This window comes from Vibrio sp. T3Y01, assembly GCF_013114525.1.
Lineage (GTDB): Bacteria > Pseudomonadota > Gammaproteobacteria > Enterobacterales > Vibrionaceae > Vibrio > Vibrio chagasii_B.
Window position 1 is genome coordinate 210,662 of record NZ_VTXJ01000007.1, and the last position, 25,920, is coordinate 236,581.

Here is a 25,920-nt window from a genome sequence, read left to right on the forward strand (position 1 = left end):
GAGTTCAAATGATATGGATGTTGTCGTTTATGCTCCTGCATCAATCGGTAATGTCAGTGTAGGGTTTGATGTGCTGGGGGCCGCTGTGTCTCCAGTAGATGGCACACTGCTGGGTGACCGAGTTATGGTTAAAGCAGGTGATGAACCATTCTCACTTAAAACAGCAGGTAGCTTTGTTTCTAAGCTGCCAACTGAAGCCAAAGAAAACATCGTCTACGACTGCTGGGTGGTGTTCTCTAGAGAGCTAGATAAAAAAGGCGTTGCGCTTAAGCCACTGGAAATGACGCTAGAAAAGAACATGCCTATCGGTTCCGGTTTAGGTTCAAGTGCATGTTCAATCGTAGCGGCGCTTGATGCGCTAAACCGTTTTCATGGTCAGCCACTGAATGAAACTGAACTGCTTGCCCTAATGGGTGAGATGGAAGGTAAAATTTCAGGTGGTGTGCATTACGACAACGTAGCACCGTGCTACCTTGGTGGTGTGCAACTAATGCTTGAAGAGCTAGGCATCATTAGCCAAGAAGTGCCGTGCTTTGATGACTGGTACTGGGTGATGGCTTATCCGGGCATTAAAGTATCTACGGCTGAAGCGAGAGAGATCTTACCATCTCAATACCGTCGTCAGGATATCATTGCTCATGGTCGCCACTTAGCGGGCTTTATCCACGCGTGTCACTCTGGCCAACCTGAACTGGCAGCGAAGATGATCAAAGACGTGATCGCTGAACCATATCGTGAGAAACTGCTTCCAGGGTTTGCTGACGCACGTAAATACGCGCTGTCGGCAGGTGCATTAGCTACTGGTATTTCTGGTAGTGGCCCAACTCTATTTAGCATTTGCAAAGAACAAGATGTCGCCGAGCGTGTTGCACGCTGGTTAGAACAAAATTACGTACAAAATGAAGAAGGATTCGTTCACGTTTGTCGCCTAGATAAGCAAGGTTCGATCGTTACAGGAAGTGAGTTATGAAACTGTACAACATCAAAGAAAATGATGAACAAGTCTCTTTTGGCCAAGCCGTTCGTCAAGGCTTAGGTCGCAATCAAGGTCTATTTTTCCCATCTGAGCTGCCAAAGTTTGATGATATCGATGCGCTACTAGCAGAGGATTTTGTCCCTCGTAGCTCAAAGATTTTGTCGGCGCTTATCGGTGATGAACTACCGAAAGAGCAGATCGATCAAATGGTGGATGCAGCGTTCCAATTCCCTGCACCAATCAACCAAGTAAAAGATGGTGTTTACGCACTTGAGCTTTTCCATGGTCCAACACTGGCATTTAAAGATTTCGGTGGCCGCTTTATGGCGCAATCTCTAGCGGCGGTTTCAGATGGTGGTCAAATCACTATTTTGACAGCAACATCAGGTGATACTGGTGCAGCAGTTGCGCATGCTTTCTACGGCATGGAAGACATCAACGTTGTGATTCTTTACCCGAAAGGCAAGATCAGCCCGCTACAAGAAAAACTATTCTGTACGCTGGGTAAGAACATCCACACGGTAGCGATTGATGGCGACTTTGACGCGTGTCAGGCGCTAGTAAAAGATGCATTTGATGACGCAGCACTGCGTGAAGAGATTGGTCTTAACTCAGCAAACTCTATTAACATCAGCCGCTTGATGGCTCAGATCTGTTACTACTTTGAAGCGGCTTCTCAGCTAACCAAAGAGCAACGTGAAAACCTGGTTATCTCGGTACCAAGTGGTAACTTCGGCAATCTAACTGCGGGTCTATTAGCGAAAGCGCTTGGCCTACCAGTGAAGCGTTTTATCGCCGCTACCAATGAAAATGACACGGTTCCTCGTTACTTAGAAACTGGCGAGTGGGCTCCAAAACCGACAGTTGCGACAACATCGAACGCAATGGATGTGAGCCAACCAAACAACTGGCCACGTATCGAAGAGCTTTGCCAACTGAAAGGCTGGGGCTTGGATACACTGGGCAAAGGTAAAGTATCTGACGAGCAGAGCGCTGAATCAGTACGTGACCTAAAAGCACAAGGTTACCTATGTGAACCGCATGGTGCGATTGCTTATCGCCTGCTGGAAGAGCAGCTTCAAGAGAATGAAACTGGCTTGTTCCTATGTACAGCGCACCCAGCGAAGTTCAAAGAAGTGGTTGATGATATCCTAGGTTCAGACATTGAATTGCCAGGTCCGCTAGCTAAACACGCTGCAATGGAGTTGTTATCTGAAGATTTAGATAATGATTTTGAAGCACTAAAAGCAGTACTTCGTCGAGTTCAACCAGCGTAATTTTTATTTGCGTGTAGAACCTGATGGTTAAGAGAAAGGTGAATGAGCAATCATTCACCTTTTTTATTGCCTGATGGCTTTTAACCAGTAAGCTCTAATGAAGTATTTTCTTAAGCTTGAGGTTAGCTCAAGCTCGGCAGTGAACTGACCAAAGTAAAATAGAAAGGGATAGTATGAATTTTTTGATTTTTCTTGGCTCTGTACGTGAGAGCACCCCACCAAGACCAGCCCGATTAGGGATGAGAGTCAGCAAGGCGTGTGCAAAACTACTAACGAATAAACACTCAGATCATACGGTTGAGATTATCGACCCACTGGATTACGACTTTGGTGACGTATTTAAGCCTGAGTTTTCTTACCATCGTTCCAAAGTACCTGCACATCTTGCGGAGTTAGCCGATAAGATTGCCAAAGCTGATGGCTACGTGATGGTAAGCCCGGAATATAATCATTCAATGAGCCCAGCACTGGCCAATATTCTTAACCATTTTGGTAGCTCGTTATTCTCATATAAACCGAGTGCGATTGTGACGTATTCTGCAGGGCAGTGGGGCGGGGCAAGAGCGTCGGTTTCGATGCGAACCTTCTTATCTGAACTCGGTTGTTTACCGGTTTCTGCGATGATTCATCTGCCTAAAGCACAAGAAGTCTTTGATGAAGAGGGTTGTGTTGCCCAAGAGTCAGAGCAAGATCAATGGGATGAATACATGAACCGAACCTTCCATCAATTGATGTGGTGGGCACAAGGTGCAGCGTTACAGAGAGACAAAGTGGATCCTACAACGTTAGCTAAGGCCTTTACTAAAGATCCTTCTCAGCGAAATGCGCCGTAGCCGGTGTATAGGTAAATGTGAGCAGCATAAAAACGAAAAAAGCTTGGTCATCTCTGACCAAGCTTTTTAAATCTTTAACACTCTAGTTTCTGAGATTATAGAGACTCAGTGAACGTACGTGCGATAACGTCACGTTGCTGTTCAGTTGTTAGAGAGTTGAAACGTACAGCGTAACCCGATACACGGATAGTTAGCTGTGGGTAGTTCTCTGGGTGAGCAACTGCGTCTTCTAGTGTTTCACGCTTAAGAACGTTAACGTTGAGGTGTTGACCACCTTCGATACGTGGTGCTGCTTCGATAGCAACTTCACGGCTCTCGTATTCACCTAGGTCTGCAGCTGGGATAACTTGGTCAGCTTCGAAACCAGCAGTAGCTGCAACACAACGAGCTTCATTCTTTTCGCTGTCTAGTAGCCAGATTGAGTTTAGTAGGTCGTCGTTTGCTGCTTTAGTAATTTGAATACCTTGGATCATAACTATCTCCTAGTCCACTGAATGTGGTTTGATTATGGTGTTAACTTTCGATTTTTATTGAGCTGGGTAATATATACCTAATATTTGTGAGGTTAACATTGATTTAAGTCAAAAAACAACCAAAAACCATATTTTTACAAAGGTGATTATTTTGAGGTAAATCAATAAAACCTTTGAAAACAAATTAATTACAAAATATTTTAAACTATAAAAAATATTTAACGGTTATATTTGTTGTAATTTTACTACATTTGTTGCGCTTTTATTGAGCGATAACCGATACAGCCCTTTATTTATTATGCATTCTGAAAGTGTGAAGTGATTTAATGACAAACAAAATTTCATCGTCAAAACCTGAAACAAATATTAAGTTTATTGGCGCTCATGTGTCGGCAGCCGGTGGTGTTGATCAGGCTCCAATGAGAGCTCGAGAGATAGGTGCTAATGCGTTTGCACTGTTTACTAAAAACCAGAGGCAATGGGCTGCAAAGCCGTTAGAGGCGAAAACTATTAGCGCCTTTAAAGCCAACTGCAAAATGTTGGGCTTTTCAGCGGAGCACATTCTTCCTCACGACTCCTACTTGATTAACCTCGGCGCACCAGAAGAAGAGAAACTAGAGAAATCACGCGCTGCCTTTATTGACGAAATGGAGCGTTGTAATCAGCTTGGTCTAACGCTACTGAATTTTCACCCTGGGAGTCATTTAAAGAAAATCTCAGAAAGTGAATGCTTGGCTAAGATCGCTGAGTCGATTAACCTCGCCCATCAAGCGGTTCCAGATGTGATTGCGGTGATCGAGAATACGTCAGGCCAAGGCACTAACTTGGGTTGGAAGTTTGAGCACCTAGCAGAGATTATCGAGCAAGTAGAAGATAAATCGCGTGTTGGCGTGTGTTTAGACACCTGCCACACCTTTACAGCGGGTTATGACCTAAGAACAAAAGAAGCGTGCGAACACACTTTCGCTGAATTTGACCGCATCGTGGGTATGCACTATCTAAGAGCAATGCACATCAATGATTCAAAAGCTGAGTTCGCGAGCCGAGTTGATAGACACCATTCTTTAGGAAAAGGCGAAATTGGCTGGGATTGTTTTGAGTATATTGCCTCAGATTCCCGCTTTAACGGAATCCCTCTTATCCTAGAAACGATTGATTCGACGATTTGGAAAGAGGAAATTCAACAGCTTAGAATGTTTCATCGCTCAGCAACGCTAGCGACGGAAGAGGCGTAATAATAGAGGGGGAAATTAATTTTCTTCTTTTTATAAGAATTGGCACCTTTATTTCATAGCTACTAAGTGAATATGTAGTTCACGATGTCTTATAGGAGGTGCCTTTATGTATTCAAAAGCCCAAACTTCAACTGTTTCTGCCGCTCGTCGTTTACCGACTCCAAATCGTCACGTGCATAGCCATGGTCACCATCGTACTCAGCAGAAAAGCGGTTAATCGAGATCAACACAACTTGAACTGATTATTATGATTCATTAACAAGTGAACCCTACACATCATGTTTATTGATAGCTGTATGAGGTATAACTAAAGCCTTATTTAGGACAGTTAGCCGATACAGCTATTTTTTGACTGGCGAAACCTAGAAACCATGATGATTGGGAAGTAAAACGATGAGCACACCAAAGACTTGGGAATCCATTATTAATGACGAACGTGAGAAAGAGTACTTCCAAAGTGTTCTCGCTTTCGTCGAACAGCAACGTAATAGTGGGAAAACCATTTACCCACCTCAAGAGCAGGTATTCAGCGCTTTTGATATGACGCCCTTTGAGTCTGTGCGAGTGGTTATCCTAGGACAAGACCCTTATCACGGTGCTAATCAAGCACACGGTTTAGCTTTCTCTGTATTGCCCGGCGTTAAAATCCCGCCTTCTCTACGCAATATGTACAAAGAACTGGCACAAGATATCGAAGGTTTTGAAGCGCCTAGCCATGGTTACCTTGAAGCTTGGGCATCACAAGGGGTGTTGATGTTGAATACTGTTTTAACAGTAGAAGAGGCACAAGCACACTCACATGCCAAATGTGGCTGGGAAACCTTTACCGATGCCATTATTGCAGAGCTGAACCAGCGTTCTGAGCCGATTATTTTCTTGTTGTGGGGCGCGCATGCCCAGAAGAAAGGCCAAGCAATTGATACCCAGAAGCACCATGTGTTAGCCGCGCCTCACCCTTCACCATTATCTGCACGTCGCGGTTTCTTTGGTTGTCAGCATTTTTCAACGGCTAACAAACTGCTTTCTTCTATGGATCTGCAACCTATCGACTGGCGCCTACCTGCAGAAGTGTAGGTTGGTTGTTTTCTGAGCAGGGTCAAATCATAACTCGGCATCTTCGTATACACTTATAAATAGTAGGTGTAATGGAGTGCAATACTATGATGATTGAAAGGATAAGACGAGAGCATGGCTATATGGCTCGATTACTCGCGATACTCAACAATAAGTTAGAGTTTCTAAAACAGGAGCGAGAGATAAACTATAGCCTTATCGCTGAGGTGGTTCACTACTTGATGAACCATTCAGACAAAGTACATCACCCTAAAGAAGACGTCATTTATCGCTATTACCTTAAGCAATATGGCAGTGACCAAGCAATTGAGGACTTGGAACTCGAGCATCAATTGCTATCTGAGAAAACGGCTGACTTTTTAGGTGTGGTAGACATGATCCTCCAAGATGCCGTGGTGCCACAGCAGGTGTTCATCGATCAACTCGAAAGCTTTGTTAAAGCGCAGCGAAAGCATATGGAGTATGAAGAGAAGCATGTGTTACCTATGATCGTGCAAGCATTTACAGTGAAGGATTGGCAAGAGGTTGAATCGCAATGGCTTCAACCTGAAGATGACCCCGTGTTTGGGGATACGATTGCTGATCAGTATCGTCAACTCGCGGCGCGCGTGCGACAAAATGAACAAGAGTGTGTTTAGCGAGTCAGTATTCCCCTCTATATTAAAGGGGACTTTCCCTCACAACGGAAATTTCAAAATGACTCGCAGCGTACGATATCACCAAATGAAATAAAAAAGGCACCTTCATAGGTGCCTTTTGCTATCTGTTTTCTTATCGTGCTGATTAAAGCTTTATATCGTCAAGGCTGAAATCAAGTCCTAGGTTCATCTCTCGCAGCTCTTTCTCAAGCTGTCTACGGTCATTGATTGCCTCAATTTCACGCCACTTACGCTTGAGTGGTTTAGAGCGTGTTTTCTGAGTTGCACGTGGCATTTCTAGTTCTGATATTTCATCGAATTGAAAGTTATCCATAAGCCATATCTCCTTCCGTGGGACTAGTTCTTACGAACTATTAAATATCATATTTAGGTTCACCATAACCTTGATTTGTTTCTCATTTGTTTCAAAACTATGAAGCTTTTGTTCTCGTTTTTTATGCATGCTCACACATTGTGGTGATTTTTATGTGCAAAAAACGAGCAAACAAACCGAAGTAAACGATTAAATTAAAGGTTATTGAATGTTAATTCATTGTGCGAAAGGAATAGTATTTTAGTGATAATGCATTTAAGTGCGTATTGTACTGTACGAGACGGGGATCTTATTACTCTAGAAAAAAACACAGATCTTCACTATACCTTGTAAAACCTAGGCTGACGTTACCTTTACAGTGTGCCGTTCTTATTCGGTGGGGTCGGTTGTTGATGTTGAGATTATGTCCCGATAATGTGACTTTTATTGGGCTGGATTGTTGAAAAATGTGTTAACAAAAGGTGTGTTATTAGTGAAATGTCATTTTAATATAAATTCATTTGCATATTGATTTTTAGGTCGTCTCGCTGCATTATCCGCCCGTCAAAAAATACACCGATACGTAAAATGGATGCATGAAGCGACATTTACAATCTAGATCGCAACAAATAAATATAAAACTAATGCCGACACAACTATTGACACTGGCATAGGTGATCTAGGGGAAGGCTTGGAAGCATGATCGGTGCTTAAACTCAATTACGAGGTTCACGTGACAGACTTAATCAATTTGATGAACGATCTCCTTTGGGGATCTATCTTAGTTTATTTACTGGTTGGTGTGGGTATCTACTTCACCGTACGACTAGGCTTCATTCAATTCCGCCATTTCGGCCACATGTTCTCAGTTCTAAAGAACAGCCGTAAAGCAGACAGTGCTGGTATCTCTTCTTTCCAAGCTCTTTGTACTAGTCTCGCTGCTCGTGTAGGTACGGGTAACATGGCAGGTGTTGCTGTTGCACTTACTGCTGGTGGCCCTGGTGCTATCTTCTGGATGTGGCTAATTGCAATGCTAGGTATGGCAACATCGTTTGCAGAGAGCACACTGGCACAGCTATACAAAACACGCGACAACGACGGTAACTACCGTGGTGGCCCTGCATACTACATGGAGAAAGGCCTAGGCATGCGTTGGATGGGGGTTCTATTCTCTATCTTCCTAATCATCGCATTTGGTCTTGTATTCAACGCGGTTCAAGCGAACGCAATCGCAAGCGCGATGAATACTGCGTTTGACTTTGAGCGTAGCTACACAGGTGTAGCAATCGTAATTATCTCTGCATTCGTTATCTTCGGTGGTATCCGTAAGATCGCTCGTACTGCTGAAATCATCGTTCCAATCATGGCGTTGGCTTACCTTGCTATCGCATTGTTCATCATGTTTGCGAACATCGAGAAAGTGCCTGAAGTGATCGCTCTTATCTTCAAGAGTGCATTCGGTCTGCAAGAAGCGGCTGCGGGTGGCCTAGGTTACGCAATCGCACAAGCGATGATTAACGGCATCAAACGTGGTTTGTTCTCGAACGAAGCGGGTATGGGTTCTGCGCCAAACGCAGCAGCTTCTGCTACGCCTTACCCACCGCATCCAGCATCACAAGGTTATGTGCAAATGCTAGGTGTGTTCATGGATACGATCGTTATCTGTTCTGCGACAGTAGCAATCATCCTGATGTCGGGCGAGTATGTACCACACGGTGAAGTAACGGGTATCGAATTGACTCAACGTGCACTAACAGCACAAGTGGGTTCATGGGGTGGCATCTTTGTAGCGGTAGCGATTTTCTTCTTCGCTTTCACTTCAATCATTGCAAACTACTCGTACGCTGAAACGAACCTGATCTTCCTAGAGCACAACAACAAGAAAGGCCTAGTGCTGTTCCGTATTATTGTGCTGGGTATGGTTATGTTTGGTTCTCTAGCAACGCTACCAACGGTATGGGCACTGGCTGATGTATCGATGGGTCTAATGGCGATTGTTAACTTGGTGGCGATTATCCTGCTATCAGGCATCGTGATTAAGCTAGCGAAAGATTACAACCGTCAACTAGACGCAGGTAAAGTACCGACATTTGATGCAAATGACTTCCCTGAGCTTAAGTCTCAACTAGAAGACGGTATTTGGGACAACAACAAGAAGTAATTTTGTTGGAGCGATAAACCGCTCATCCTAAAACGATTAGAAAGGCTAAGGTTTCGACCTTAGCCTTTTTCTTTGTCTACCGTTTGTTATTTTGCGGTTTTGGTGATTGAAAGTGGGTGGTTAGAGTCATCTATCAAAGTAATAGGAAGAGTCATAAAGACAAGTTGATGTTTTTTCTATACTCTAGCAGCATCCAGTTAGATAACCGATTAGGGTAAAGTTATGTTAGTTGTCGTCTCTCCAGCCAAAACACTTGATTACGAATCACCACTAGCGACAGAACGCTTTAGTCAGCCGGAGTTTGTTGAACACTCTGCTGAACTGATTGAAGAGTGCCGCAAGCTGACACCTGCAGATGTTTCTGCATTGATGAAAGTGAGCGATAAGATCGCTGGGCTGAACGTAGCGCGCTTTGAGCAGTGGAGCGAAACTTTTACCCAAGAGAATGCACGTCAAGCCATCCTTGCCTTCAAAGGTGATGTATACACAGGCCTAGACGCTGAAACACTGTCGGATGAAGATTTTGACTATGCACAGAATCATCTGCGTATGCTTTCTGGTCTTTACGGCTTACTAAAGCCACTTGATTTGATGCAACCTTACCGTTTAGAAATGGGCACGCGTTTAGCGAATGCTCGTGGTACTAACTTGTACCAGTTCTGGGGCAACATCATCACAGACAAGCTGAATGAAGCGCTGAACGCTCAAGGCGACAATGTGCTGATCAACCTAGCATCTAACGAGTACTTCAAAGCGGTAAAACCAAAGAACTTGGATGGCCAAGTGATTACACCGGTATTTAAAGACTGTAAGAATGGTCAATACAAGGTGATCAGTTTCTACGCGAAAAAGGCGCGTGGCATGATGGCTCGCTACATCATTGAGAATAAAGTGGACTCAATTGAAGCGCTGACGCAGTTTGATACTGCGGGTTATTACTTCGTAGAAGAAGAGTCGAATGCGAAAGAGTTGGTCTTCAAGCGTGAAGAGCAAAACTAGACGTTATCGGTTCAAGGTAGTCGCGCTCTATGGCGAGACACCAGCCAGATAGAGAAAAGCCCCGTGCAGCGAACTGCATGGGGCTTTTTTATTGAATCGTTGAAGCAGTCAAATTACTTCTTCTTAGCTGCTTTCTTTTTCTTCGCGATTTTTTTCTTCTTCGCGATTTTTTGTTTCTCTACTGCTTTCTTATCTTCTTTCTTTGGTTTCTTTTTCTTGGTTACAGCCGCTTTCTTGTGTGTTGGGCGCATACCTTCAACAAAGCGCTCTTTGATAGCTTCTTTGGTGTAACGAGCAACACGTTCAATCATCAGTTGATCGTGCGCTTCGATTAGAGAAACCGCATTGCCTTTTTTACCTGCACGAGCGGTACGGCCGATTCGGTGTAGGTAAACATCAGCCGTGCGTGGCATGTCGTAGTTGATTACGTGGCTTACGTCTGGAAGGTCGATACCACGAGCCGCTACGTCAGTTGCTAGCAGTACGTTTACTGTGCCATCACGGAAACGAGCAATTGCATTGTTACGACGATCTTGAGGCATTTCGCCTTGAATCCAAGCACATGGAATCTGAGCGCTCTCTAGCAGTGCACGCAGGTCACCTAAACGCTCACGAGTTTTCAAGAAGACGATGCTACGCTCAGCTTCTTTAGTAATGATGTGTTTTAGCAGCTCAAGTTTGTGCTCAGCTGTGTCTGCACGGTGGTACCACTGAGTGATCTTTTTACGCTCACGTAGTGATGACTTTGCGTCGATCTCTGCTGGGTTGTTCAGTAGGTCTTCAGTGAAACCTTCAACACCTTTACCTTCTAGCGTTGCTGAGAAAAGTAAAGTTTGCTTACGCCAGCGACACTCTGCAGATAGGCGATCAACAACAGGACCAAAGCCCATGTCTAACATGCGGTCTGCTTCGTCTAGGATCAGCCATTCGATCGCGCGGCAATCAAAGCGTTCAGCTTCGATGTATTCCATAAGGCGACCTGGAGTTGCAACAACGATGTCTTGGGTGGTGCCAAGAATATCAGCGTGCTCTTGGTACATCACACCACCTGTGATGGTGAAGATGTTTAGCGCAGTGTATTTCGCAAGCTCACGAGCTTGGTCAGTGATCTGCATTGCTAGTTCACGGGTCGGCGTCAGGATAAGCATACGAGCAGGGCCCGCTTTCTTACGTGGGAAATCCTGAAGGTACTGCAGTGCTGGCAGTACGAATGAGGCTGTTTTACCAGTACCTGTTGGCGCAGAAGCCAAAACGTCTCTTCCATCTAACGCTTGTGGGATTGCTTCAGCTTGTATCTGTGTTGGGCGTTCGTAGCCCATTTCGTCAATTGCTTTAAGCAGCTCTTGGTTTAGATCGAGTTCTGCAAAGGTTCTGATCACTGTTGTTTCTCCACAAGCAATAAATGTTTCTGCCTCAAAAAGCAGACGATAAAAAAGAGTAGTCGGACATTATAGAAGCATTAGTGATTAGGATCACATGGTATTTGCTACATCTTGAGATAAAAATCTTTGGTGAGCGCTATAAATGCCTCGCTATAACCATTTTGATGATGAATGGTAAGCGATTCACGCTGCAAATCGGCCTCACACGTAGGATCTTTCGATAACTCAAAAAGAATTCGACTCGCAGGCTTCTTGTCTGTGGTTTTGACATCGAGACGCTTAGCTAGGTGCCAACCGCACTGTTTGGCAAGCTTGATAAAACCTTCTCCCTCAGGCGTTGGCAGTATAAAACTGGCGGTTGCAGTTTCGGTTGTTATCTCGAAACATCGTTTAGCAAGTTGCAGGTGATCCAAGCTGCCGGTATGTCTGGCGGTGGCTCTTTGGCTCTGCTGTGCCTGTTCCCCAGAGTTGAAGTAGGGTGGGTTGCAGATTATCGCGTCAAACTTTTTCGGAAAGTCGGTGGTGAGTACACTGCCATTATACAGAGTGATGCGATCTTGCCATGGCGACTGCTCAATATTAATGGTCGCAGCCTCAATCGCATGTGGATCAATATCGATCGCGGAGATCGAGACGTCTGTAGAACGCTGCGCGGCCATCAAGGCCAAAAGCCCGGTGCCAGTTCCAATATCGAGTGCCGAGGACTTGGGTGTAATGCTTACCCATGCGCCAAGGAGTACACCATCGGTGCTGACTGGCATACCGCTTTGCCCACCGTAAATTGAGAATTGCTTAAAATTGAAGCTTTTAGTCTGCACGATTTTGTCTTTCATGAATGTTCTGAGTATCGAGATATTTTAAGTGATTAGCTCTAATGTTAACCACTTGTATGGATCAATGTTCTGTTTGAGAAACTATTGTTGTGAATTATGGTTAGTTTATAATTGTGGCTATTTTTTCATATCTAGTGGAATCCACTGCTTTTTGTTTGTATATGCAAATTTATATGGTGTTTTTGTGTCGTGACTTGCAGCTAGCCAGTTGTTTCGTCATTATGCGCGACTATTTTATAGATTGAATGGCAGCTTTTCGCTGTAACATTCACGTAAGCACAACATAAATTCATAAATATAATTAAGGATTATCTGTGAAACAGAGTCTAAAACTAACAGATATAATGGCATTGGGCTTTATGCTTTTTGCGTTTTTCTTGGGTGCGGGTAACATCATCTTCCCACCTCTAGCTGGTCAATTGGCTGGTGATCATTTCCTTCCAGCGATGTCTGGTTTCCTGCTGACTGCCGTTGGTCTGCCGTTAATCACTATCGTAGCTGTTGCACTTGCGGGTGGTTCTTGGGGTCACCTGACTAAAGATCTTCCTAAGAAAGCAGCAACCATCATGGCTGTGTTGATCTTCATTATCATTGGTCCTGCATTTGCTGCACCACGTACCGGCCTTGTTGCTTATGAGATGGCGGTGAAACCGTTCTTCATCGATGCCTCTCAAGCCCACCTAACTTTCTTTTCTATCGCGTTTTTTGTGGTTGCCATGTTCTTCTCATGGTCTCAAGGTAAGCTTATTGACGTCATCGGTAAGGTACTGACACCGGCTCTATTTGTGGGTTTGGTTGTACTGGCTATCGCTGTATTCGTTAATCCTCAAGGTGACATTCTTGCTGCTCACGGTGAATACATTACTCAACCGCTGACAAAAGGTTTCCTTGAAGGTTACAACACCATGGATACTTTTGCTTCACTGATGTTTGGTATGCTGATTGTGGATTCTATCCGCAGCAAAGGCATCACTGACCGTGCGGCGACAACTAAGTACCTGATCAGTGCAGGTTGTATTGCAGCGGCTGGTCTAGCGTTTGTTTACATCTCTCTGTTCTTCCTTGGCGCGACAAGCTCAACGGTTGCTGCAGGCGCTGACAATGGCGGTGCGATCTTAAGCCTATACGTTCAATCACTGTTTGGTCCTTCAGGTCAGCTAGTACTTTCTGTTATCGTACTACTAGCGTGTCTAACAACAGCGATTGGCCTTGTGTCTGCGTGTTCTGACTACTTCAGCTCATTAACGCCGCTGTCTTACAAGACTTGGGTAATCATCAACGGTGTTGCTTGTGCTACGGTAGCGAACGTTGGTCTTTCTCAGCTTATTTCTCTGTCTGTTCCTGTATTGTTTGCACTTTACCCAGTAGCGATCGCATTGGTAGCACTGACGTTCTTGCGTAGCCGTTTCCCTAATCCAAAAGCGGCGTACCGCGTTGTGGTATTAGTGTCACTACTGTTCGCTCTTATCGATGGTGCGAAAGTAGCGGGTGTTGATGTATCTGCATTGAAGATGCTTCCTCTGTTTGAGATCGGCATGGGTTGGTTACTTCCAACTGCGGCAGCAATCATCTGTATGTTCTTTGTTGGTAAGTCAGCAGAGCAAGAGATGGCAGAAGAGACGGTTTAATCTCTGATTGAGATTAGATAGTCATTCTAGATGACATAGAAAAGGCCTCATTACTTCGCAGTAATGAGGCCTTTTTGTATGCTGTGTGCTTTGATATGAACAGCTGTTCGAGAGCTTACATGGCTTATAGCTTCTCGCTGTACTCAACCAGAACTTGTTCTACCCAGCTTGCGATACGGTCGTCGCTGAGTTCGTATTGTGAGTCTTCATCCAGCGCTAAGCCGACGAATTGTGATTGATCTTCTGTGAGCGCTTTAGACGCTTCGAACTCGTAGCTGTCGTCGTTTGGCCAGAAGCCAACAAATTGAGCTCCGGCCGTTTTTAGCTCGTCATGCAATAGACCCATCGCATCTAGGAACCACTCACCGTAACCTTCTTGGTCACCTAAGCCAAACAGTGCTACAACCTTACCTTTTACTGGTGTTGTCGCGATGTCGTCCCACAGCTCATTCCAATCTTCTTGGATTTCGCCAAAGTCCCACGTAGAGATACCTAGCAGTAACAGGTCGTAATCTGCCATCAATGAAAGCGGAGTCTCTTTCACGTTATGGATATCAACTAGGTCTTCACCAATAATGCCGCGAATCTTTTCTGCTGCCATTTCTGTGTAGCAGGTGGTTGAGCCGTAAAATAATCCAATTTTCATAGCAAACGTTCGATTTTAATTTCAGATGGCGAATTCTAACCATAAATCGACTTCGATTGCAGCGATTATCCGCTCAAGCTGTAATTTTTATGGCATTCATATTTGCTCTGGCATACTCTCAAAACAGTTTCCAATATTGTGAGTAACACTATGCAGTCGCCTCAAGGGCAGAGCGCAGACCACGGTCTCGTTGAACAGTTTTTAGATGCTATGTGGATGGAGCGAGGATTATCAGAGAATACTCTTGTCTCGTATCGTACTGATTTATCCAAACTATTAACGTGGATGGAACAGAATAATTATCGCCTCGACTTTATTAGTCTATCGGGATTACAGGACTACCAAAGCTGGTTGGTTGACGCGGATTTTAAGCAGACTTCCCGTGCACGTATGTTGTCGGCAATTCGTCGTTTGTTCCAATACTTACATCGTGAGAAAGTCAGAGCTGATGATCCGAGTGCGTTGTTGATTAGCCCTAAGCTGCCACAACGTCTGCCAAAAGATTTGAGTGAAGAGCAAGTGGATGCTTTGCTCGATGCGCCCGATCCGAATGACCCGATTGAACTTCGCGATAAGGCGATGCTTGAGTTATTATATGCAACCGGTTTGCGCGTGACGGAGCTGGTTAGCCTAACGATGGAGAACATCAGCCTGAGACAGGGCGTGGTACGTGTTATTGGTAAGGGCGGTAAAGAGCGCTTGGTGCCAATGGGCGAAAACGCTGTGGACTGGATTGAGAGTTTTATTGAACAAGGGCGCCCGCAACTGCTTGGTGAAAACAGTTCAGATGTGGTTTTTCCAAGCAAACGTGCTAAACAAATGACCCGTCAGACGTTCTGGTATCGTATTAAGCATTACGCGGTTATCGCAGGTATTGACACAGAATTGCTGTCCCCGCACGTTTTGAGACACGCTTTTGCCACTCATTTACTGAACTATGGTGCCGATCTTAGGGTCGTACAGATGTTACTTGGGCATAGTGACTTATCGACAACCCAAATTTATACTCACGTGGCGACTGAAAGGCTGAAGCAAATTCATACTCAGCATCACCCTCGTGCTTAAATCCATTTATTTTTAAGGTGAACTTAATGAGCGTATTACGCCGTCTTCCTCTATTAGCGCTGCCGCTGATGATCACTGCATGTAATGCATCAGAAGCGAAAGTAGAACAAACCACAACAGCCGCAGAGGTTGCTTCAGCTCAAGATATTGATACTGCGGCGCTCACCAAGCGTTTTGAAAAAATCGGTATCAAGGTGAACAAGATTGTTCCTTCGGATATTGATGGTCTTTTAGAGATTCAAACCAACAGTGGCATTATTTTCTCTTCTCCAGCGGGCGATCATTTTCTAGCAGGCACACTTTACTCTCTGGATGAAAACGGCAAATTCAGCGACGTATTGGCAGAGCGTCAAGCGCCAATCAATGCTGAGAAAGTAGCGGCATTGTCTGATACGGTTATCGAATATAAAGCAGATAACGAAAAATACGTTGTGACCGTGTTTACTGACATTACTTGCGGTTACTGCGTTCGTCTTCACAGCCAAATGCAAGGCTACAACGACTTAGGTATCACAGTACGTTACATGGCATACCCACGTCAGGGGGCTACGGGCCAAGTGGCCGATCAAATGGCGGCTATCTGGGCTTCTGACGATCCAAAAGCCGCAATGCACAATGCTAAGGTAGAGCGTAAGATGCCAGCTTCAAGTAAAGACCTTGAGGAGAAGAAACAGATCATCGCTAAGCAGTACCAACTGGGTCGTGAGCTTGGCATCAATGGCACTCCTGCAATCGTATTAGCAAGTGGTGAGTTGGTGAGTGGTTACTTACCGCCAGCACAGCTGCTTCAGCGTCTAGAGCAGTAGTTTCGTCTTTAGCAGAGCTGTCACAGTCGTCATCAGATAATATGGCGACTGTATGACTTATTTATATCCCACGTTTTTGATTTAAGGAGTGGCCTGATTGATATCAGGCCCATTTTTATATGATAGAGATTCAACGCCGTCCTGAGGTCGACATTTCCGTTTTACCTGCTCATTTACCAGATTTGTTAAAACGCATCTATGTGAGCCGCGGAGTTAACAGTGCAGACCAACTTGAGACTGCAGCGAAAGGTCTACACTCCTATCAAAAGCTAGGGGGTATTGATGCCGCTGTCGAATTGTTGTTTAAGGCGATTCAGCATCAAAAACGCATTATTGTGGTTGGCGACTTTGATGCCGATGGTGCAACTAGCTCTGCGTTGTCGGTACTTGCGCTGCGTATGCTAGGCAGTTCAAATGTTGATTACCTAGTTCCCAACCGTTTTGAAGATGGTTACGGTCTTAGCCCTGAAGTGGTGGAGCAAGCAATCGAGATTGGTGCGGAAGTGATCATGACGGTTGATAACGGTGTCTCTTCGATTGAAGGGGGGCGTTTTGCCAAAGAGAAAGGGTTAGAAGTTCTGGTCACTGATCATCACTTACCGGGCAGTGAATTGCCTATGGTTGATGCGATGGTGAACCCTAACTTAGAGAGCTGTGCATTTCCGTCTAAAGCCCTCGCTGGTGTTGGCGTGGCTTTCTATCTGATGATGGCACTGTGTGTTCACATGCGTAAACTGAATTGGTTTGCTGAACGTGGCATGACAGAACCTAAGCTAATGGAGCTGATTGACCTTGTCGCTCTAGGCACCGTTGCGGACGTGGTGCCACTTGATGAAAACAACCGAATCTTGGTGCACCAAGGCTTGCAACGTATTCGAGCGGGTAAAGCTCGTCCGGGTATTCAAGCCTTGATTGAGATTGCAAAACGAGATGCGAAACGTTTGGTCGCTTCGGATTTTGGTTTTGCATTGGGTCCTCGTATCAATGCCGCCGGCCGACTTGACGACATGTCGTTTGGTGTTGAGCTACTGATGAGTAACAACATCCACGCTGCACGTCGCATGGCGAGTGAACTTGATGGTTTGAACCAGACTCGCAAAGAGATCGAAGAGGGCATGAAACAAGAAGCGATGGCTTTCTGTGAACGCCTTGAGTTTGGTAAAGACGACTTGCCTTCCGGCTTGGCATTATTTCAACGTGATTGGCACCAAGGTGTGATTGGTATTTTGGCTTCCCGTATCAAAGACAAATACCATCGCCCTGTGATTGCGTTCGCCGATGGTGGAGAGGGGAGCATTAAAGGCTCGTGCCGCTCGATTCCGGGTTTGCACATGCGCGATGCGCTAGACCGTATCGACACTCAAAACCCAGGTTTGATTCTTAAGTTTGGTGGCCACGCAATGGCGGCTGGCTTAACGATCATGGAAAAGGATTTTGAACGCTTTAGTAAACTGTTTAACGATGTAGTGAAACAAGAACTCGGAGAAACGGCACTTAAGGGCATTATCTTGTCTGACGGAGAGTTGCTGCCTGAAGAGTTCTCTATGCACACCGCTGAAACGCTACGCGCGGGTGGCCCTTGGGGGCAAGCATTCCCAGAGCCTATCTTCGATGGTGAGTTTAAAGTGTTGCACCAAAAGCTGGTGGGAGAAAAACACCTTAAGTTAATGTTAGAGCCATTATACAAAGGCCACCCAACCAATGTGATGATTGATGGCATCGCTTTCAATGTTGATTTGCGCCGCTGGCCAGATGCCTCAGTGAAAACGGTACATCTTGCCTATAAGCTGGATATTAACGAGTTTCGTGGTAACCAGTCATTGCAGTTAATGGTTGACCACATCGAAGCAAAATAGCCTAACTTCAATAAGATTACGGCTTCTTTCGCCTTATCAAAACAACAAGCTCGGATGTGAAATTCGGGCTTGTTTTCATTCCTAAATCGCCCGCAACGGCACCAATTTCTGAGCTTAAAACTTTATATTGTTGTAAGTGACTGAATATTGGTTTGCCCTCTAAAAATTTCTGTATCTCCGTCACACTTTTGAGTACAATTCTCCGGTTAAATTCTACTCATAAATGATGAGCTAAAATGTTTGAAATCAATCCTATAAAAAACCGTCTGCAGGATGTGTCTGAGCGCACAAATATCCTGAGGGGGTACCTTTGACTATGACGCTAAGAAAGAGCGTCTAGAAGAAGTAAACGCAGAGTTAGAACAACCGGATGTATGGAACGAACCTGAGCGTGCTCAAGCGCTAGGTAAAGAGCGTTCTGCACTGGAAGCGGTAGTAGAAACGATTGACCAACTTGACCAAGGTGTTGAGGATGTTGATGGCCTACTAGAGCTAGCGGTTGAAGAAGATGATCAAGAAACGTTCGACGAAATTGAACCAGAACTAGCGGAGCTTGAAGCTAAGTTAGGTAAACTTGAGTTCCGTCGTATGTTCTCTGGTGAGCATGACGCTTCAGATTGTTATATCGATCTACAGTCGGGTTCAGGTGGTACTGAAGCACAAGACTGGACTTCAATGATGCTACGCATGTACTTGCGTTGGGCGGAAGCGAAGGGCTTCAAAACGGAAGTTATCGAAGTATCTGAAGGTGAAGTTGCTGGTTTGAAAGGTGCAACGGTACGTATCTCTGGTGAGTACGCGTACGGTTGGCTGCGTACAGAGACAGGTGTTCACCGTCTAGTTCGTAAATCACCATTTGATTCAAGTGGCCGTCGTCATACTTCATTTGCATCTGCGTTTATCTATCCAGAGATTGATGACAACATTACGATCGACATTAACCCTTCTGACTTACGTATTGACGTATACCGTGCTTCGGGCGCTGGTGGTCAGCACGTAAACACCACGGAATCAGCGGTACGTATTACTCACGTTCCTACCAACACTGTGGTTCAATGTCAGAATGACCGTTCGCAGCATAAGAACAAAGATCAAGCGATGAAGCAGCTACGTGCTAAGCTTTTTGAACTTGAGATTCAAAAACAAAATGCTGAAAAACAAGCGAATGAAGATACTAAATCAGACATCGGTTGGGGCAGCCAAATCCGCTCTTACGTACTGGATGATTCACGTATCAAAGATTTACGCACCGGCATTGAAAACCGTAATACTCAAGCGGTTCTTGACGGTGACTTAGACAAATTTATTGAAGCTAGCCTGAAATCAGGTCTGTAAGCTTTTTACCGACTATATTTGCGAAAATATAGCTGTTCAAATTATACAAGCAGGGTACATCTCAATGACTGATGCTGTTCAAAACGAAAACGTACAAGAAGAAAACAAACTAATTGCTGAGCGCCGTAGCAAGCTGGATCACATCCGCCAAAGCTGCAAAGCAAATGGTCACCCAAATGATTTCCGCCGTGAGCACCTAGCTGGCGATCTTCAAGCGGAATTCGGTGAGAAGACTAAGGAAGAGCTAGAAGAGCTTAACCACATCGTTGCGATCGCTGGTCGTGTAATGGCGAAGCGTGGTCCATTCCTTGCGATTCAAGAAACTTCTGGTCGTATCCAAGCATACGCAGCGAAAGACGTACAAAAAGTACTGAAAGAGAAGTACCAAGGCCTAGATATCGGTGACATCATCGGTGTTAAAGGTGCACTTCATAAGTCAGGTAAAGGCGATCTTTACGTGAACATGGAAGAGTTTGAACTGCTGACTAAAGCTCTTCGTCCTCTACCAGAGAAGTTCCACGGTCTAACTGACCAAGAGATGCGTTACCGTCAGCGTTACGTTGACCTAATCGTGAACGAAGATTCTCGCAACGCATTCATCGTGCGTTCTAAGCTTGTTTCTTCAATCCGTAACTTCATGAGCTCAAAAGGCTACCTAGAAGTTGAAACGCCAATGATGCACGTGATCCCTGGTGGTGCGACTGCACGTCCATTCATCACTCACCACAACGCATTAGACATCGACATGTACCTACGTGTTGCACCTGAGCTTTACCTTAAGCGTCTAGTGGTTGGTGGTTTTGATCGTGTATTCGAGATCAACCGTAACTTCCGTAACGAAGGTCTGTCTCCACGTCATAACCCAGAATTCACAATGATGGAATTCTACCAAGCGTACTCTGATTACAAAGACCTTATGGATCTAACTGAAGAGATGCTAAGCACAGCGGCTATGGACGTTCTTGGTTCTACTTCTATGCCTTACGGTGACGAAACAGTTGAGTTCGGTGGCAAGTACGCGCGTATGAGCATGTTCGATGCGATCAAGCACTACAACCCTGAGCATGCTGAGATTCAAGCACTAACAGAAGCAGACCTACAAGACCGTGAGAAGATGGTAGCAATCGCGAAATCTGTACACGTTGAAGTGGAAACGTTCTGGACATGTGGTCAGCTTCTTGAAGAGATCTTTGGTGAAACGGCTGAGCCTCAGCTAATTCAACCAACGTTCATCACAGGCTACCCAGCGGATATCTCTCCTCTAGCTCGTCGTAGCGATGACAACCCGTTCTTCACAGACCGTTTTGAGTTCTTCATCGGTGGCCGTGAAGTAGCGAACGGCTTCTCTGAGCTTAACGATGCACAAGACCAAGACGAGCGTTTCAAAGCGCAAGTTAACGCGAAAGACGCGGGTGATGATGAAGCAATGTACTACGATGCAGACTACATCACAGCACTAGAGCACGGCTTACCACCAACAGCGGGTCAAGGTATCGGTATCGACCGTCTAGCAATGCTATTTACAAACACGCACACAATCCGTGACGTGATCTTGTTCCCGGCAATGCGTCCACAAGCGTAACTCTCGCTTACGGGTCGTAACACCCAATAAAATTTAAAAGCCACCTTCGGGTGGCTTTTTCTGTTTTTAGAGCTCAAAACCTAGTCTGTACCGCACTCTTGATTCGAAAAATCACTATTTCTGACATAGTCTTACTATTGAGACATAAAATCTAAGATAGTCTCACTACTATACGTCTCTGCGCTGAATACGATCTCGTGGCATCTAGTCGAACGAAAAGCGATGAGTCGTATTAGTCTGATTTAAATAAAAATAGAATAAGGAAGAAGGATGGGAACTCAATTTAAGATGGATTCCTTACCAGGTTCTCTTATCGTCGTTGGTGGTGCGTACGAACCCTGGTTATCTGTATTAGAACAAGTGGGTTGGCAGTGTACCCAGTGTGCTGACTTGCGAAAAGCGGATGCCTTGATTGCTGATATTGGCCCATGTATTGGTATTGTCGATCTCAGCCATGATGAATTCAGTCTTAATGGTATTGCTAACCTTGTGAGTAACAATAAGCAAGTACGATGGCTCGCTTTTATCCGTGAATCGCAATTAAGCTCTGATACGATCTGCCAATTTATCGTTAACTTCTGTATCGACTTTTTCACGGCACCTATCCCTGATGCTCAGCTATTGAGTACGATTGGACATCAGTTGGGAATGCTCAAGTTAGAACAGAAAGTATGGCCAAATTACGGTATCAATAACAATATGGGCTTACTGGGTGACTCAGTGGCTGTGAAGCGCTTGAGAGATCAAGTAAAGCGTATTGGTCCAACCGATGTCAGCATCCTGATTTATGGAGAGAGCGGCTCAGGCAAAGAGACGATTGCACGCTCTATTCATCAAAACTCCTCACGATCTCAAAAGCCATTTCTAACGGTGAACTGCCGTGCCTTGTCTGAAATGAGAATAGAAGCTGAGGTATTTGGAATATCAGCACAACCAACGTCTTCTCCTTGTATGCTGGAAGAGGCCGATGGTGGCACCATCTTGCTCAATGATGTTTTGGCGATGCCACGTAATCAACAGTTGAATCTGCTGCGTTTTCTACAAGAAGGCAAGATTGAGACCGCAGAAGGACCTAAGTCTGTTGATGTGAGAATTCTGGCTGCGAACTCCTCTGATATCGAGAAAGCACTGATAGAAGGGGACTTCAATGAAGAGCTTTATCACTATATCAATGTACTGCGCATTCATGTTCCGAGTCTGAAAGAGCGTGTAAGCGATATCTCCGTACTAGCTGATCACTTCCTACGAGAGTATTCGAAAGAGTTTAATGCTCAGGCTAAGAGTTTTTCAGACGATGCCATTCGTTCGATGAATCGCTACCACTGGCCAGGCAATGTTCGCGAATTGATGAATCAGATAAAGCGTGTTGTGTTGATGTCGGATGCAGTGATCATCGAAGATCACCAACTCGATTTACCAAAACAGAATGATGAACGACGTAGCTTGAAGAGTATTCGTGAACGTTCAGAGCGCGATGCGTTGTTAATTGTTTTGGAATCATACGGTGGTCAGGTTTCGCTGGCAGCTAAAGAACTTGGTGTATCACGGGCAACCATGTACCGTTTGTTGAATAAACACAGCCTTATTTCTGAGGGAGTTGTGTAGAACTTTCTTCTAAGTCATTCAATCTGTTCGTGTAAATTTAAGAGCCACGCATCATGCGTGGTTTTTTTGTTGCTAGTCGTTGCGTTTATGTTCGAACAACTGAGAGATGAACTCTAAGTCGTTAAGAGAGATATGCTGTGATTTTATATAATCATAGTGAATATGTTATATGTAAATGAATATGCAACTGATATTTCAGGCGATTGCATTGTTTTAAAAATGTTAACCAATTAGCGGTTGAATAATATACTCACTTGGTTAGACTTTAACCGTGAAAGCAACGATTTAACAAAGACTTGTCTGCTTTTACTTCCCCATTTCTTTTTGGATTTTTTAGTTAGCTTGGAGGCGCAAATGAAACATTTCGATTTTATACAGCACATTTGCGCGTCGTTTGATCCGTGTACTGACATGGTGACTGTTATGTCACAAATCTCAGCCATGGCCGATCGAAACACCCAAGATAAACCTAACTAATAGATCCGTATCCTTATTTGGCTGCGGAAAAATAGCAGCTAAGTGAGAAGCCCTCATACTATCTAACACGCTATTTTTCCTCAGTTGACTCAACAACTGGAGAGTTATTATGCGTCACTCAGTATATTTAAAATTAGCAACAGTCCTTATCCGTGCCGATCTTCGTCGTGAAGAGCGGGAATGGCAGCGAAAAGTACGTCGTAGTTCACTAGACCTACCTTGGCACAACACTCATTTGCTAAGAGATATTGGCCTTGAAGCCGATGGTCGTCCAATTGGTTTCTCTGAGCCTGAAGTTGTCACCATTGAACGTCGTGTTCGTCATCTTCGTCGTGTTCTTAGCGCGCGAATACCGACGTAATCTTTCGGGGTTGATCGCACCTTTCAACCCCTTAAATCATTGACGGTGATAGTTAGGTGTCAAAAGTGAGCGCTTTTGAACTAGAACTGGACAAAAAAGAGAAGCATTGGCTTCTCTTTTTTGTTTTTTTAATCGATAAAAATCAACGTGCCCTAGTAAAGAAATAGAGTTCTACTAAGCTATAGAGAGCAAGGGAGGCCGGTTATGCAAAAGCATCAGTTAGACATGTGGCTACATGGAGAGCACAAAGACTCGTATCAAATCCCCAAAGTGTACGTTATTGGCTGTTCCGATATCTCGGAATATCTGCTGGCTGTGGAGTACAAACATAAGCTTGAGCCGGTAAAACAAGATGGTGAGCCACTTCACTTTGGATCTTTGGATCAAGTGAAAGAGGAGTTACTCCGGCTAGGGTTTGAAAAGGCCTATCTTCGCTTGCACAATGCTTATGACGAATTTGGCAGTGAGCCAAGTCAAAGCTACTGTGATATCGAATTAGCGTTGAAACCTCATTGATCAAAGAACGTAACTCACTGATATTGTTTCGTACTAATGTTTATTGGGCTATGCGTAATGCGTCGTCAGCAAGTTGTGAGTAAATTGAGTTCGCAAATAAAACCCACGAGGCTTGGTCTTGATGGGCTTGCCACTGGCTCCATAAGCTTCAGTTAACACGCGACTGTTTGCGGCCTTTGGACGTAAGTGTAGGGCTTCTCCATGCCTTGCCGTGATCTGTTCAACGTTCCCTAAAACGATCAACTCCATCAACTCTTCCCAGTCTCTCTTTAGGAGTTCGTTCTCAGCTTCACTTGGTGTCCATAGTAGTGGTGATCCAACGTGACGTTCTGCCAGCGGGATTTCTCTTTCCCCTTCTACAGGGATCCACAACACTTTAGACAGTTTATTGCGAACATGGCTGGTTTCCCATGTCAGTCCTTGCACTCCCATTAATGGCGCCACACAAACAAAGGTGGTTTCAAGTGGCTTACCAGAATAGCCAATCGGAATACTCTTTAGCTCGATGCCTAGCTTCGCGAAATCCTGTTCTGGTTTACTGCCAGCAGGTGCTCCTAAGTGCCATTCTAACAGTTGCCCAACCCAGCCTTTGTCTCGCTTAAGATCGTTTGGCATGTCCATCTCTGCTTCATCAGCGAGCTCTCTGAAGGTCATCCCGGCAATCGCGTAAGCTCTGTCTAACAACTCTTGTTGTGTTTGTGGTTCTGGTTTCATAATAAAAGGCATGATCAAAAAAATGATTTTATCAGAAGTTATCACCAAATGACGACTGGTTAAGAAATGATCTCCTAGTCGAAGAAGGGATCAAACTTAGGGTTATCCACAGGACATAAAGGTAATTAATTGAAATATTAATTTAGTGGATAAATAAACAGGGGTTTTTGGTGGATAAAATGCTTGCTAAATGGGGTGTAAAATGAATCTTTCACTTGGTAGTGTGGATAAACACCGGGGTGGTTGATCTTTGAGCAGCTTGTGTTTTTAAAAGATCTTTTGTGTTTTGACTGTGCTTTGATTTTTTATTTTTATTTTAAGGTGTTGATTTTTAATGTTTAAGTTTTTGTTTTTCTAGTGGGCTGGTTTTAGTGTTGATGAATCTATGGATTAAATAAAACGATTGCGGCTAATTCTTCACATAGTTATTCACAGAAAAGGTGAATAAATGTGGTCTAGGTCTCACTATTGTGTGGGTAACTCGAATTTGAGCAAAACTTATCCATATTTGCAGATAATATTCATAAATATAGCGCTTATCACGTCACTAAGTTTGCTCCAATTGGGGATATGTGGAAAAATCAGTGTAATTAAAAATTTAGATAGAGGTTGGCCAGTGATAGATGGCGATGGTTACCGATTAAATGTTGGTATTGTAATCTGTAACAACCATGGTCAGGTCTTCTGGGCTAAACGATACGGGCAACATTCATGGCAATTCCCTCAAGGGGGAATAGATGAAGGTGAAACTCCGGAACAGGCAATGTACCGTGAGTTGTATGAAGAGGTTGGCCTTACTAAAAAGGATGTAAAGATCGTCGCGACAAGTCGTCATTGGTTACGCTACAAGCTACCCAAACGACTGGTTCGGTGGGATTCTAAACCTGTCTGTATTGGACAAAAACAGAAGTGGTTCCTTTTACGCTTAGATTGCGATGAATCGCGTATCAATATGCAGCGTGGGAGTACACCTGAGTTTGATGGTTGGCGTTGGGTGAGTTACTGGTACCCAGTTCGACAAGTAGTTTCTTTTAAGCGAGATGTTTACCGTCGAGCGATGAAAGAGTTCGCATCTTTAGCAATGCCGTTTAAAGAGCGAAAAACAAAAGGAAAACGCAAATTGCGTAGAGGTTAA

Annotated in this window: 24 protein-coding genes; 18 read left to right on the forward strand and 6 right to left on the reverse strand. The window is 44.6% G+C overall.

Annotated features, from left to right (window positions below):
- Window positions 1-13: 13 nt before the first annotated feature.
- The 3 genes from thrB to F0232_RS10010 all read left to right on the forward strand — a co-directional run bounded on the left by thrB (window position 14) and on the right by F0232_RS10010 (window position 3,086).
- Window positions 14-970, forward strand: coding sequence for a homoserine kinase (gene thrB / locus F0232_RS10000; RefSeq protein ID WP_008224344.1), 957 nt, complete (start codon window positions 14-16; stop codon window positions 968-970).
- The gene (gene thrC, locus F0232_RS10005; RefSeq protein WP_105058982.1) at window positions 967-2,253 is read left to right on the forward strand and encodes a threonine synthase; all 1,287 of its coding nucleotides are present in this window, start codon (window positions 967-969) and stop codon (window positions 2,251-2,253) included. The genes thrB and thrC overlap by 4 nt, the downstream gene beginning before the upstream one ends.
- A 173-nt stretch (window positions 2,254-2,426) precedes the next feature.
- Entirely contained in the window at window positions 2,427-3,086 is a 660-nt protein-coding gene (locus tag F0232_RS10010) for an NADPH-dependent FMN reductase (protein WP_105058981.1), read from the forward strand.
- 95 nt (window positions 3,087-3,181) lie between these two features.
- On the opposite strand, the gene grcA is transcribed toward F0232_RS10010, so the two are convergent.
- Complete coding sequence (grcA, locus tag F0232_RS10015) at window positions 3,182-3,559, reverse strand: autonomous glycyl radical cofactor GrcA (RefSeq protein ID WP_004739575.1); 378 nt, start codon at window positions 3,557-3,559, stop codon at window positions 3,182-3,184.
- A gap of 326 nt (window positions 3,560-3,885) precedes the next feature.
- Between grcA and nfo the strand changes: the two genes are divergently transcribed.
- The 3 genes from nfo (at window position 3,886) to F0232_RS10030 (ending at window position 6,506) form a co-directional block, all read left to right on the forward strand.
- A complete protein-coding gene (gene nfo / locus F0232_RS10020) occupies window positions 3,886-4,794 on the forward strand; it encodes a deoxyribonuclease IV (protein WP_171750747.1) in 909 nt (302 codons plus the stop codon).
- Between the two features lie 393 nt (window positions 4,795-5,187).
- Complete coding sequence (gene ung, locus F0232_RS10025) at window positions 5,188-5,868, forward strand: uracil-DNA glycosylase (RefSeq protein ID WP_105058980.1); 681 nt, start codon at window positions 5,188-5,190, stop codon at window positions 5,866-5,868.
- Between the two features lie 86 nt (window positions 5,869-5,954).
- The gene (locus F0232_RS10030; protein WP_105058979.1) at window positions 5,955-6,506 is read left to right on the forward strand and encodes a hemerythrin domain-containing protein; all 552 of its coding nucleotides are present in this window, start codon (window positions 5,955-5,957) and stop codon (window positions 6,504-6,506) included.
- A 145-nt stretch (window positions 6,507-6,651) separates the two neighbouring features.
- Here F0232_RS10030 and F0232_RS10035 read toward each other — a convergent pair whose 3' ends face one another.
- Window positions 6,652-6,840 (reverse strand): DUF3545 family protein, encoded by a 189-nt coding sequence (locus F0232_RS10035; protein ID WP_004739567.1) that lies wholly within the window; start codon window positions 6,838-6,840, stop codon window positions 6,652-6,654.
- Window positions 6,841-7,552: 712 nt separating this feature from the next.
- Between F0232_RS10035 and F0232_RS10040 the strand changes: the two genes are divergently transcribed.
- Window positions 7,553-8,980, forward strand: coding sequence for a sodium:alanine symporter family protein (locus F0232_RS10040; RefSeq protein ID WP_105059060.1), 1,428 nt, complete (start codon window positions 7,553-7,555; stop codon window positions 8,978-8,980).
- 222 nt (window positions 8,981-9,202) lie between these two features.
- The gene (gene yaaA, locus F0232_RS10045) at window positions 9,203-9,979 is read left to right on the forward strand and encodes a peroxide stress protein YaaA (protein WP_105058978.1); all 777 of its coding nucleotides are present in this window, start codon (window positions 9,203-9,205) and stop codon (window positions 9,977-9,979) included.
- Between the two features lie 113 nt (window positions 9,980-10,092).
- Here yaaA and srmB read toward each other — a convergent pair whose 3' ends face one another.
- Both srmB and F0232_RS10055 read right to left on the reverse strand, forming a co-directional pair.
- Complete coding sequence (gene srmB, locus F0232_RS10050) at window positions 10,093-11,358, reverse strand: ATP-dependent RNA helicase SrmB (RefSeq protein ID WP_061033355.1); 1,266 nt, start codon at window positions 11,356-11,358, stop codon at window positions 10,093-10,095.
- 107 nt (window positions 11,359-11,465) lie between these two features.
- A complete protein-coding gene (locus F0232_RS10055; protein WP_105058977.1) occupies window positions 11,466-12,194 on the reverse strand; it encodes a tRNA1(Val) (adenine(37)-N6)-methyltransferase in 729 nt (242 codons plus the stop codon).
- 314 nt (window positions 12,195-12,508) lie between these two features.
- On the opposite strand from F0232_RS10055, the gene brnQ reads away from it, so the two are divergent.
- A complete protein-coding gene (gene brnQ, locus F0232_RS10060; protein WP_105058976.1) occupies window positions 12,509-13,822 on the forward strand; it encodes a branched-chain amino acid transport system II carrier protein in 1,314 nt (437 codons plus the stop codon).
- Between the two features lie 124 nt (window positions 13,823-13,946).
- Here the strand turns inward: brnQ and fldB are convergent, their stop codons facing one another.
- Entirely contained in the window at window positions 13,947-14,468 is a 522-nt protein-coding gene (gene fldB, locus F0232_RS10065) for a flavodoxin FldB (protein ID WP_061033352.1), read from the reverse strand.
- Between the two features lie 150 nt (window positions 14,469-14,618).
- Here fldB and xerD point away from each other — a divergent pair, with 150 nt between their 5' ends.
- The 8 genes from xerD to F0232_RS10105 all read left to right on the forward strand — a co-directional run bounded on the left by xerD (window position 14,619) and on the right by F0232_RS10105 (window position 24,071).
- Window positions 14,619-15,533 (forward strand): site-specific tyrosine recombinase XerD, encoded by a 915-nt coding sequence (xerD, locus tag F0232_RS10070; RefSeq protein ID WP_008224436.1) that lies wholly within the window; start codon window positions 14,619-14,621, stop codon window positions 15,531-15,533.
- A gap of 26 nt (window positions 15,534-15,559) precedes the next feature.
- On the forward strand, window positions 15,560-16,339 hold the full coding sequence (locus F0232_RS10075) for a thioredoxin fold domain-containing protein (RefSeq protein ID WP_105058975.1): 780 nt from the start codon (window positions 15,560-15,562) through the stop codon (window positions 16,337-16,339).
- A 119-nt stretch (window positions 16,340-16,458) separates the two neighbouring features.
- Window positions 16,459-18,195 (forward strand): single-stranded-DNA-specific exonuclease RecJ, encoded by a 1,737-nt coding sequence (gene recJ / locus F0232_RS10080; protein WP_171750748.1) that lies wholly within the window; start codon window positions 16,459-16,461, stop codon window positions 18,193-18,195.
- A gap of 236 nt (window positions 18,196-18,431) precedes the next feature.
- Window positions 18,432-19,530 (forward strand): peptide chain release factor 2 gene (gene prfB, locus F0232_RS10085; protein WP_171750749.1). Its coding sequence is split into 2 segments (ribosomal slippage): window positions 18,432-18,506 and window positions 18,508-19,530, totalling 1,098 coding nucleotides; the frame shifts between segments, so codons are not numbered across the junction.
- A 64-nt stretch (window positions 19,531-19,594) separates the two neighbouring features.
- Window positions 19,595-21,112, forward strand: a complete 1,518-nt coding sequence (lysS, locus tag F0232_RS10090; protein ID WP_061033349.1) for a lysine--tRNA ligase — start codon at window positions 19,595-19,597, stop codon at window positions 21,110-21,112.
- 270 nt (window positions 21,113-21,382) lie between these two features.
- Window positions 21,383-22,717 carry a cyclic-di-GMP-binding transcriptional regulator VpsR gene (gene vpsR / locus F0232_RS10095; RefSeq protein WP_116870031.1) on the forward strand — a complete coding sequence of 445 codons (1,335 nt, stop codon included), beginning with the start codon at window positions 21,383-21,385 and terminating at the stop codon, window positions 22,715-22,717.
- A gap of 586 nt (window positions 22,718-23,303) precedes the next feature.
- On the forward strand, window positions 23,304-23,555 hold the full coding sequence (locus F0232_RS10100) for a hypothetical protein (RefSeq protein WP_008224444.1): 252 nt from the start codon (window positions 23,304-23,306) through the stop codon (window positions 23,553-23,555).
- Window positions 23,556-23,759: 204 nt separating this feature from the next.
- A complete protein-coding gene (locus F0232_RS10105) occupies window positions 23,760-24,071 on the forward strand; it encodes a DUF6482 family protein (RefSeq protein ID WP_061033347.1) in 312 nt (103 codons plus the stop codon).
- A 48-nt stretch (window positions 24,072-24,119) separates the two neighbouring features.
- Here the strand turns inward: F0232_RS10105 and mutH are convergent, their stop codons facing one another.
- Window positions 24,120-24,785 (reverse strand): DNA mismatch repair endonuclease MutH, encoded by a 666-nt coding sequence (mutH, locus tag F0232_RS10110; RefSeq protein WP_061033404.1) that lies wholly within the window; start codon window positions 24,783-24,785, stop codon window positions 24,120-24,122.
- A 616-nt stretch (window positions 24,786-25,401) separates the two neighbouring features.
- On the opposite strand from mutH, the gene rppH reads away from it, so the two are divergent.
- A complete protein-coding gene (gene rppH, locus F0232_RS10115; RefSeq protein WP_004739545.1) occupies window positions 25,402-25,920 on the forward strand; it encodes an RNA pyrophosphohydrolase in 519 nt (172 codons plus the stop codon).

Bases quoted from the DNA above. Each gene is read 5' to 3' on its own strand.
- thrB (WP_008224344.1), top strand. From the start codon at position 14: ATGGATGTTGTCGTTTATGCTCCTGCATCAATCGGTAATGTCAGTGTA.
- thrC (WP_105058982.1), top strand. From the start codon at position 967: ATGAAACTGTACAACATCAAAGAAAATGATGAACAAGTCTCTTTTGGC.
- F0232_RS10010 (WP_105058981.1), top strand. From the start codon at position 2,427: ATGAATTTTTTGATTTTTCTTGGCTCTGTACGTGAGAGCACCCCACCA.
- grcA (WP_004739575.1), bottom strand. From the start codon at position 3,559: ATGATCCAAGGTATTCAAATTACTAAAGCAGCAAACGACGACCTACTA.
- nfo (WP_171750747.1), top strand. From the start codon at position 3,886: ATGACAAACAAAATTTCATCGTCAAAACCTGAAACAAATATTAAGTTT.
- ung (WP_105058980.1), top strand. From the start codon at position 5,188: ATGAGCACACCAAAGACTTGGGAATCCATTATTAATGACGAACGTGAG.
- F0232_RS10030 (WP_105058979.1), top strand. From the start codon at position 5,955: ATGATGATTGAAAGGATAAGACGAGAGCATGGCTATATGGCTCGATTA.
- F0232_RS10035 (WP_004739567.1), bottom strand. From the start codon at position 6,840: ATGGATAACTTTCAATTCGATGAAATATCAGAACTAGAAATGCCACGT.
- yaaA (WP_105058978.1), top strand. From the start codon at position 9,203: ATGTTAGTTGTCGTCTCTCCAGCCAAAACACTTGATTACGAATCACCA.
- F0232_RS10055 (WP_105058977.1), bottom strand. From the start codon at position 12,194: ATGAAAGACAAAATCGTGCAGACTAAAAGCTTCAATTTTAAGCAATTC.
- fldB (WP_061033352.1), bottom strand. From the start codon at position 14,468: ATGAAAATTGGATTATTTTACGGCTCAACCACCTGCTACACAGAAATG.
- xerD (WP_008224436.1), top strand. From the start codon at position 14,619: ATGCAGTCGCCTCAAGGGCAGAGCGCAGACCACGGTCTCGTTGAACAG.
- F0232_RS10075 (WP_105058975.1), top strand. From the start codon at position 15,560: ATGAGCGTATTACGCCGTCTTCCTCTATTAGCGCTGCCGCTGATGATC.
- recJ (WP_171750748.1), top strand. From the start codon at position 16,459: ATGATAGAGATTCAACGCCGTCCTGAGGTCGACATTTCCGTTTTACCT.
- lysS (WP_061033349.1), top strand. From the start codon at position 19,595: ATGACTGATGCTGTTCAAAACGAAAACGTACAAGAAGAAAACAAACTA.
- vpsR (WP_116870031.1), top strand. From the start codon at position 21,383: ATGGGAACTCAATTTAAGATGGATTCCTTACCAGGTTCTCTTATCGTC.
- F0232_RS10100 (WP_008224444.1), top strand. From the start codon at position 23,304: ATGCGTCACTCAGTATATTTAAAATTAGCAACAGTCCTTATCCGTGCC.
- F0232_RS10105 (WP_061033347.1), top strand. From the start codon at position 23,760: ATGCAAAAGCATCAGTTAGACATGTGGCTACATGGAGAGCACAAAGAC.
- mutH (WP_061033404.1), bottom strand. From the start codon at position 24,785: ATGAAACCAGAACCACAAACACAACAAGAGTTGTTAGACAGAGCTTAC.